The 9,662-nt window shown below is 44.8% G+C and carries 8 protein-coding genes; 3 read left to right on the forward strand and 5 right to left on the reverse strand.

Annotated elements, in window-relative coordinates; all coding sequences use genetic code 11:
• Positions 1-265 precede the first annotated feature (265 nt).
• The 3 genes from argS (at position 266) to A1232T_RS03020 (ending at position 3,873) form a co-directional block, all read left to right on the forward strand.
• Entirely contained in the window at positions 266-2,098 is a 1,833-nt protein-coding gene (gene argS / locus A1232T_RS03010; protein WP_077447995.1) for an arginine--tRNA ligase, read from the forward strand.
• A gap of 148 nt (positions 2,099-2,246) precedes the next feature.
• A complete protein-coding gene (locus A1232T_RS03015; protein ID WP_077447996.1) occupies positions 2,247-3,080 on the forward strand; it encodes an SPOR domain-containing protein in 834 nt (277 codons plus the stop codon).
• A 34-nt stretch (positions 3,081-3,114) separates the two neighbouring features.
• Positions 3,115-3,873: an IclR family transcriptional regulator gene (locus tag A1232T_RS03020; protein WP_077447997.1), complete on the forward strand. Its 759-nt coding sequence runs from the start codon at positions 3,115-3,117 to the stop codon at positions 3,871-3,873.
• 88 nt (positions 3,874-3,961) lie between these two features.
• Here the strand turns inward: A1232T_RS03020 and mmsB are convergent, their stop codons facing one another.
• The 5 genes from mmsB to A1232T_RS03045 all read right to left on the reverse strand — a co-directional run bounded on the left by mmsB (position 3,962) and on the right by A1232T_RS03045 (position 9,628).
• Entirely contained in the window at positions 3,962-4,912 is a 951-nt protein-coding gene (mmsB, locus tag A1232T_RS03025) for a 3-hydroxyisobutyrate dehydrogenase (protein WP_077447998.1), read from the reverse strand.
• Positions 4,913-4,943: 31 nt separating this feature from the next.
• A complete protein-coding gene (locus A1232T_RS03030) occupies positions 4,944-6,185 on the reverse strand; it encodes an enoyl-CoA hydratase/isomerase family protein (RefSeq protein WP_077447999.1) in 1,242 nt (413 codons plus the stop codon).
• 106 nt (positions 6,186-6,291) lie between these two features.
• A complete protein-coding gene (locus tag A1232T_RS03035) occupies positions 6,292-7,074 on the reverse strand; it encodes an enoyl-CoA hydratase (RefSeq protein WP_077448000.1) in 783 nt (260 codons plus the stop codon).
• 44 nt (positions 7,075-7,118) lie between these two features.
• Positions 7,119-8,285, reverse strand: a complete 1,167-nt coding sequence (locus A1232T_RS03040; RefSeq protein WP_077448001.1) for an acyl-CoA dehydrogenase family protein — start codon at positions 8,283-8,285, stop codon at positions 7,119-7,121.
• A 236-nt stretch (positions 8,286-8,521) separates the two neighbouring features.
• On the reverse strand, positions 8,522-9,628 hold the full coding sequence (locus A1232T_RS03045; protein WP_077448002.1) for an RNA-guided endonuclease InsQ/TnpB family protein: 1,107 nt from the start codon (positions 9,626-9,628) through the stop codon (positions 8,522-8,524).
• Positions 9,629-9,662 lie beyond the last annotated feature (34 nt).

Raw genomic sequence — 9,662 nt, forward strand, 5'->3', positions numbered from 1 at the left:
GCAGATAAAGTGTTAACCCATCACTGATGGGTTAAAAAAAGCGGTGAGTTCCACCGTGTTAGCCTGTGGAGACGATGTAAGACCTGAGTGTAATCACAATGGCAGACGTCTATGAAGCAGGAAGAAAACGCTAAAACTATGTGAGTAGGTTTAGGTAAGTTTTTCGGAACGGTTGCTCCAAATATATTAGCAATACCTTATCGCCCTGTATTGCTGTAAAATCATATCCATCTAATATTCACTTAACTTCAGAGTTTAATAAATTATGTCGCAAGCTCAAATTGATGAAATCTTTGCGTTATTAGATAGCGCAGCCAAAGTACTGATTGATCAAGGTATATTGCCGAATGACTGGCAAAATAACAGTCAAATCACGCGCAGTAAAAGCCCTGAGCATGGCGATTATGCCAGTAACATCGCTTTAACTGCTGCCAAAGCCGCGAAGTCTAACCCGCGTGCTCTAGCAGAACAGCTGACCGCCGCTTTGCCTGAAAATGACAGCATTGCTAAGTTAGAAGTAGCTGGACCTGGATTTATTAACATCTTTTTAAATAGTGATGCTAAGTTTGCGGTATTAGACGTTATTTTTGATAAAAATGAGCGTTACGGCTTAACGGATGAGTTCTCTGACAAGAAGATTCAAGTAGAGTTCGTTTCTGCTAACCCAACCTCAAGCTTACATGTTGGTCATGGCCGCGGTGCTGCCTTTGGTATGAGTGTGGCAAACCTGCTTGAAGCAGTAGGCTATCAAGTGACCCGTGAATACTATGTCAACGATGCCGGTCGTCAGATGGATATTTTAGCGACCAGTACCTATCTTCGTTATTTGCAGGTGTGTGGCGAAGAGATTAGCTTCCCAGTTGGTGGTTATCAAGGCGAGTATGTCACCAATATCGCAGAAGAAATCAAAGCGGAAAGTGGCGATAAATATCTACATCCCTACAGCGTCATCAGTGACAATGCACCAGAAGATGAAGTATCTGCAGTAAATGAAGCTGGTGAAAAAGAAGTGGTTTCTGGCGATAAAAACGCGCATATTGATGTGCTGATTGCCAACAGTAAACAAGCTTTAGGTACAGAAGGCTACGAAGTATTCTTAAATGCCGCGCTGAATGAAATTCTTGACGACATCAAAGATGATTTAAATGACTTTGGCGTTCGCTTTGAGCAGTGGTTTAGTGAAAAATCGATTGCTGATGAGATTGAGCCGGTATTAGCAGAGCTTGAAAGCAAAGGTCATTTGTATGAAAAAGATGGCAACACTTGGTTCCGCTCTACCGACTTTGGCGATGAAAAAGACCGTGTGGTTCGCCGTGCTAATGGTCTAACCACTTACTTTGCATCAGATATTGCTTATCACAAAAACAAGTTTGAGCGTGGATTTGATACGGTAATTAATGTGTGGGGTGCTGACCACCACGGCTATATCGCTCGTGTGCGTGCTGCGCTAACTGCCTTAGGTATCGATGAAAAACGTTTAGAAGTTATTTTGGTTCAGTTTGTGGCGCTATGGCGCGGTGAAGAGAAAATCCAAATGTCTTCTCGCTCAGGTAAGTTTGTGACCTTACGTGAACTGCGTGCAGAAGTGGGTAATGATGCGGCGCGTTTTTATTATGTGGCTCGTAAACCAGAAGTTCACATTGACTTTGACTTAGAGCTGGCCAAGTCACAAAGTAAAGACAACGCGGTTTATTACATCCAATATGCTCATGCCCGTGTGTGCAGCGTGCTTGAAAAGATTGTTGCCAAAGGCTTCGATGTGGATGATGCCCAAGGTAAAGCCATGCAAAACTTACTGAGTGCCGAAGCGGAAAGTGAGCTAATTAAGCTATTGGCTGCTTATCCTGCTACTTTAAAACGTGCGGCCACTGGTTATGACCCACACGTCTTGACCAATTACTTAAAAGATTTGGCCTCATTATTCCACGCTTGGTATAACGACAATCGTATTTTACCAGTCAGTATTATTGCTGATGAAACGCCAAGCCAAGAAGAGCTAGACTTAATGCAAGCCCGTTTACGTCTGTCTAAGGCTGTGCGTCAAGTGTTGGCCAATGGCTTGAGCCTACTAGGGCTATCAGCCCCTACCAGCATGTAGTAGTCCGTTGATGAGCTTGGGCTAATTGTTTTCTATGCTTAACATCCCCTATAAGTTAATCACTGGTTTAATTTGCTATGATTGGCTTATAGGGCTATTTACAATTTTAAAAAACATGGCCTGACTGAATCATACATGGAGAAAATTTATGTTAGCAAAAAGACCCAAGGGTAAAGGTACCGTAGAAAGGCACCAAAGTGGTGGGGCAGCAAGCCTACTGTGGATGTTCGTTGGCGCAGTAATTACCATAATGTGTATCTTGGTACTGTATCTATGGAATCCATTTGATATTGGAGCAGAGACTAAGGTCGAAAAGCGCACAGTTGAGCCGATCAATCAGCCCAAGTCTGAAACTAACGACTTTGAATTCTATGATTTACTCCCCGATCAAGAGATGATTAGCTTGCCGGATGAGGCGGTATTTATAGAAGATGAGCCCTCTACCAGTACCGGTGATTTACAGCCAGACGTGGTGTTAACTCAGCCAACAACTGAGCCGAGAGATCGTGACAATAGCATTCGTAATACTGAAAACTTAGGTATCTCAGAAGACAGAACCATCAATCCTGTGCCTAATCAGCAGGCCCCTAGCGGTGAGCAAGAGATTGTCATTGTGGAAGAAGAAGGGACCTATGACGATCCAATACCAGAGGCTAATCAGGGCGCCAATAATCAAGGTGCGGCTGCACGAGGCAGCAAGAGCAATAATGCAGCACAAGCTGCTGCTAAGCCTGCGCCAGCAAAGCCAAGCTATATCTTACAGATTAATAGCTTTAGCAGTGCAGAAGAGGCGGATAAACGCCGTGCTCAAGTGCTAATGGCGGGTGTGGATGCCCATGTGGTCAAGAACAAGCTGTCTAATGGTCAGGTGGTTTATCAAGTGGTTTCACCGACTATAACCAACCGCCAAAATGTGATGGCTGCGCAGCAAAGATTACAAAATAACGGTATTGATTCCTTAGTTGTTGAACAACGCCGTTAACATACATAACCCTTAATCTGAAGGTGTGTTTACTATGGCAAAAGTTTCTTCTATTACTCGAGTACTGCAAATTATCGAAGCAGTGTCTTATGCAGCCAAGCCAATCACACCGCTGGAGCTGTCGCAGCAGCTTGATATCCCTAAGCCCACGATTCATCGACTGTTACAGCAGTTGATAGAAGAGGGGTTTGTTATGGTAGATATCGCTGGCGGCATTGTCGCTGGGCGCCGAGTACGCAATATGAGTGTCGAGTTGTGGCAGCAGCGTCAGTTTTATAGTGAGCGCCATGTTATTTTGCAGCGCCTAGTACGTGATGTAAAAGAGACGTGCGGGATTAGTGTGCCGCACAATATGCACATGATTTATACCAATCGTGCTAAGACTGATTTGCCGTTACAGATTTATTTGCCAGTAGGTTCTAAATCACCGATGTGGTGTACGGCAACGGGTAAGCTTTATCTGAGCCAGCTGTCGCCTGAAAGACGCAGTAAAATGCTACAAAATTTAAGCTTGGATAAATTCACCAAGAATACCATCACCGATATTGATGAGCTGAACAAAGCCTTAGATGCCATTGCCAAAACAGGTATTGGTATCGACAATGAAGAGTTCATATCGGAAATGGTCGCTGTCTCTGTGCCTATTTTAGATAAAAAAGACCGTTACTTAGCGTCTTTATATATGCATGCCCCAACGGTACGGGTATCACTTGAGGATATGATGCAGACGGTGCCTCGTTTACGTGAAGCGGCGCTAGATATTCAAACTCTGGTTTATGAGCTGCAAAGCTAAAGTTAGCTTAAGTGATGAAATGAGAGTAAATACAAATAAGCCCAAGTCATGATGACTTGGGCTTATTGTTTGTGAGCGTTTAAAGCAATTAAGACTGGTTTAGTACGCTGCTGTCAAAATGAGCCATGATGCTTGAGAAATCTTTTTCATTGTGCTCTTTGATGTGATCGTCATACAAGGCTGTGGCTTGAGCGCCCATAGGAACCTCAGCGCCGATATCTTCAGCAGCTTGCAAGGCCAAATGCAAGTCTTTGTGCATGTGTTGACTCATAAAGCCGCCTGTGTAGCCACGGCTTGAAGGCACTTGTTCTAAGATACCAGGGTAGGGGTTGTAAACTTCTAAGGTCCAGTTGCGTCCTGAGCTTTGAAGCATAATCTCTGATAGCACTCCAGCGTCTAGGCCATTTTTAACCCCAAGGTTAATGGCTTCAGCGGTGCCACTCATCAAGATGCCCAGAAGCATGTTGTTGCAGATCTTGGCGACTTGTCCTGCGCCACTGCTGCCGGCATGAAAGATGTTTTTGCCCATGGCCTGCAAGATAGGTTCGGCTCGATTAAAGGCACTGTCTTCACCGCCTACGATGAAGGTCAGCGTACCAGCTTCTGCACCCGCTGTGCCGCCAGACACTGGCGCATCAACGATATCAATGCCTTTGGCCGTGGCAATACTGGCCACTTTTCTAGCTTCTGCTGCATCAATGGTGGAGCTATCAATAACGAGCGTACCACTCGGTAAATCTGATAATAACCCTTGCGGTGTTAGTTCATTGGCTTCAGCGTCACCTAAATAAACGGTTTTCACATGCTTGCTAGCAGGTAGCATGGTAATCACAACTTGGGCGCCTTTTACAGCTTCCTGCAGCGAACTTGAAGTTTTTGCACCGGCATCGGCCAGTTGCTTCTGTGCTTGCTCTGATAGATCAAATACGGTCACGTTGTAGCCGTGTTTTAATAAGTTTTTGGCCATCGGTCCGCCCATATTACCAAGACCGATGAAGGCTACATGGGTATTATTGTTCTGAGTAGTTTGCTCTGTCATATCATCACTCCTTGATGAGTATAGGGATAAATTATTTTTCTGTTAGCGAGTTGGCTGCAAATGAGTCTGACCCTAACCAGTCTTCAAAGATATGCTTACCGGCAGGGTAGGGATTATCAAAGTGGCTGGCGATATAGGCGCTGCCTGCATCATCTAGACAGCTCTCTAATGTGCGTGACCAGTTTGGATTTTTGTCTTTATCAATCAGTAGCGCACGAACCCCTTCTCTAAAGTCAGGGTTATTGGCGCAGTGCACAGCGACGTTGGCTTCTAAATACAAAATCTGCTCAAGCGAGTAGTCCTTCACGCGGTGATACAGCTCATAAGTTAGCGCAGCCGTTACCGGACAGCCGGCACGGTAAGTAGCCAAGGCACGCTGCGCCCATTTATCATTAGCAAACTCTGAATCAAGTTTGGCAATCGCTTCATCGTTCTGCAGTAGGGCATCAATCTCTTTTAGGCCACCGCTGACCATCATCGCCTTGATGGTTTGCCAGTGCTCAGCGAGTTTACTGGGAGCTAAATCGGCAGGCGTGTTTTGCGATAACGCTGATAAACATTGACTGGTAGTGTGGCTGGCATCAGTGGTTAAGCCATTCGACTCTGTGTTTGAGTCGGAGTTATCTTGCCAATCTGCTTTGGCCAACGCATCAATCACTTGTTGATAGCCATCGCTTGGTAGGGCGTATTCGGCAAGGCTAGCAAACTGAGCGTCACTGCCATTACACAGGGCACCGGTTAAGCCTAAAAATAGGCCAGTTTTGGCCGGCATGCGTTGTAAGAACCAGCTGCCTGATGCGTCTGGGAATAAGCCAATGCTAATCTCAGGCATTGCAAATTTGGTGGTCTCAGTGACGATACGATGGCTACAGGCGGCCATTAAGCCCATACCGCCGCCCATAATGATGCCATTGCCCCATAAGATAATTGGCTTGCTGTAAAAATGCATTTGGCGATATAGGGCGTATTCGCTACCAAAAAAGTCAGTCGCATAAGGGTTTGGCATCGGTGGGTTATCGACCATGCTGTCATACAGCTTACGAATATCACCGCCGGCACAGAAGGCTTTATCACCAGATCCACGCAGTAACACGGCCACAACTTTGTCATCATCTTGCCACTGTGTGAGCTGCTCGCTCATTAGCTGACACATATCCACGCTTAAGGCGTTCAGTGATTTAGGTGAGTTTAAAGTCATTTCACCAATGACATGACCTGAGTCAGTAGCATGTGTATTGAACAGTACGGAAGCTTGAGAGGTTTCGTTTTGCATAGCAGAACCCTTTTGAAAACAGTGCTTCTGGTAGTGAAGCGATTAATCTTAAAAGAGGGCTTAGACCTGTGCAGGAATCGTGTGACACAGGTCTAAGTAAACGGATTTATTTGTTGGTCCACGTTGGTTTACGCTTTTCTAGAAACGCATTTACCCCTTCGGTTTGATCTGCTGTATCAAAAAGTTTAACGAATGCTTCACGCTCATTGATTAGGTTATAAGCAGGTGGTGTGTGTCTAGCCGCTTGCACTAACTGTTTGGATAAGGTCACCGATACGGGCGATTGGTTGGCAACTTTTTGGGCAAGTTTTAATGCTGTGTTCAAGCCTTCGCCTTTTTCGATCACTTCTTCGACTAGACCAATGCGTAGCGCAGTGTCTGCATCGACACGCTCACCACATAAAATCATACGCTTGGCCCAGCCTTCACCAACCAGCCAAGGTAGGTTTTGAGTACCGCCAGCACAAGGCAGTAGGCCAACCGCTGCTTCAGGAAGCGCCATCACCGCATGGGATTCTGCAATACGAATGTCACAGGCCAAAGCAGTTTCTAGACCACCGCCCATGGCGTAACCATTAATCGCTGCGATGCTCACGCCGCGGTAGTTCGATAGTGCTTCAAAGGCTTCACCAAATGCAATTGCCATAGAGATAGCATTGCCTTTATCCCCATCGGCAAAAGTATTTAGGTCTGCACCGGCTGAGAAGAATTTCTCACCGTCACCGTGAATAACTAGCGCATAGACGGAATCGTTGTTATTTAAGTCAGTCACCAGCTGTTTTAAAGAGGCTAGACTCTCTGCCGTCCAGGTGTGGGCAGGTGGGTTATTTAAGGTAAGGGTGGCCACATGGCCGTCAATCTTAAGATCTAGGTTGGTGTAATTGCTCATAATATCCCTATTTTTTTATATTAACTATTTTGTATTTTTACTAACTAACGTAAGCTGTCTAACGCACCGTCACTCATCATTTTGCGTGACACGATGACGCGCATAATCTCGTTAGTGCCTTCTAAAATCTGATGCACACGCAGGTCGCGCACATGACGCTCAAGTGGGTATTCGTTCAGATAACCATAACCGCCATGCAATTGCAGTGCTTCATTGGCAACCGCAAAGCTTAAGTCAGTGGCTAGGCGTTTGGCCATAGCGCAGTAGGTGGTGGCGTCTGAGTGTTTTTGATCGACTTTATTGGCCGCTAAATACAGCATCTGACGGGCGGCAATGGTTTGAGTCAGCATATCTGCTAATTTAAATTGCACAGATTGTAGTTCGGCGATAGCGCTACCAAACTGCTTGCGCTCTTGCACATAGTTTAGTGCTGTCTCTAATGCTGCTTGAGCGGTACCGACTGCGCAGATACCGATATTGATACGACCGCCGTCAAGGCCTTTCATGGCAAACTTAAAGCCTTCGCCTTCACTGCCAAGCAAGTTTTTGGCAGGGATTTTGACGTCTTTGAAATGAATGGTGCGGGTAGGCTGTGCTTTCCAGCCCATTTTGTGCTCGTTTTTACCGTAGCTAATGCCATCACTGTGTGCATCGACCACAAAGGCAGATACGCCTTTAGGGCCAGCATCGCCAGTGCGCGCCATAACCACTAGGATATCGGTTGAGCCTGCGCCTGAGATAAAGGTTTTTTCACCATTTAATAGATAGAAATCTTCGCCGTCTTGTTTGACAGCTTTTGTGGTAAGAGAGCCTGCGTCAGACCCTGCATTGGGTTCGGTGAGACAGTAACTTGAAAGTAACTCGCCGCTGACCAGTCTAGGAACAATATCAGCGCGGACGTCATCTTTGGCATATTCGCCAATCATCCAGGTGACCATATTATGGATACTGATGTAGGCTGCAACGGCGGTGTCGCCCCAAGCCAACTCTTCAAAGACGATGGCAGAATCTAAGCGCGGAAGGCCTAACCCATCATAATCTGGGTTGGTGTATAACCCTAAAAAGCCAAGTTCGCCTGTTTTTTTAATGACATCAACGGGGAAGTAGCTGTCTCTATCCCACTCGGCGGCGTTAGGTTTTAATTCTTTTTGGGCAAATTGGCGCGCGGTTTGTTGATACGCCAACTGATCATCAGTTAATGCAAAATCCATATGCTATTATTCCTATATAAACAGACAGTCGTCCAAATCTTAAAAGCTTTTTTGCTTTTTACTTATTAATTTAATTATTTAACAACTTAAGTGCCTAAGAAATCAAGCACTTATGCTTTATTTAATCATTTTAGCAGAGGAAACAGTTGTGCGCTGATCAAAATGTGCCACCAAAAATATAGATAATGACACAAGCACAATGCCTATAGCCTGAACCTTTTGACTTCCTCCCCTCGCTAAACCGAGGGGATTCCTACAGCTAGACGGTCAAGCCCGACCGCGAGGATGTTCTTAGCAGCATTGATATCTCTATCATGCCATGTGCCACACTCAGCACAAGCCCATCCTCTTATTCCAAGTCCTGCTCTACCTTTCGGACTACTATCACTTATTTTGTGGCAGTACGAGCAGGTCTGGGTAGTGTAACTCTCATTTACGATCTCAAACTGACAACCTGCATGCTTGCATTTATATTCCAGTTGTCGTTTAAGTTCAAACCATCCTGCATCGTATGTCGATTTAGCTAGGTTGGTCATCGAATTGGTAAATGAGCGTGATTTAACATCACCAACTACAATTAAGGCATTATCCTTAACTAATTGGGTAGTGAATTTATGAATTAAGTCTAATCTTGTATTTTTTATTTTGGCATGAATGGCTTTAACACGTTTTTTATTCTTGGCACGCTGGGCTACTGCTAATTTATTCGCCCATTTTTGCGTTTGCTTAATAGTTAGCTTGTCACCATTTGATGTGGTTGCAGACTCTTTTAAGCCTAAATCAATTCCAACGCTGCCCTTACCACTTACTTGTTTGGGGGAGTCTTTAACAGTAATACACGCATACCAACGATTACGACTGTCTTGTACTATCTCTAAGGTGTTGATTTGATATAGGCTTAGGTTGTAGCTATCGAATACATCGATGAGGAGCTTTTGACCTTTAGATAAGGATAGCTGAATTGTTGATTTAAGTGCTTTTTTGCCTGTTTGTCTTGTACTTAGATACTTGATAGCAGATTTTTTAAAAGGTATCCAACCCAGTGATTTACGCTTGGCATCAGCTCTATTGGTACGCCAGCTAAGTTTGGCTTTTTTAAATTGTTTACGTGATTTAGCGTGTGTCTCATTGATAGCTTGTAAGGTCTGACTGTGTAATCCTAAATACTGGCCACTTCCTTTGGTATACTCACTTAGATCATAAGCACTAAAAAACTTACCAGTACGTTTTAGATGCTCAAAGCAAAGTGCATTAATATAGTTCCACACGAAGTTCACTGAACCGCTTAGCTGATTCAGCTCTTTTATGTGTTTGTCTTTAATGCGTAGCTTGAGTGTTTTCATATGCTTAGTATGGCAAGATTAATTTTAGCTTACA

Origin of the sequence: Psychrobacter pasteurii (genome assembly GCF_900162815.1) — a bacterium.
GTDB classification, from domain to species: domain Bacteria; phylum Pseudomonadota; class Gammaproteobacteria; order Pseudomonadales; family Moraxellaceae; genus Psychrobacter; species Psychrobacter pasteurii.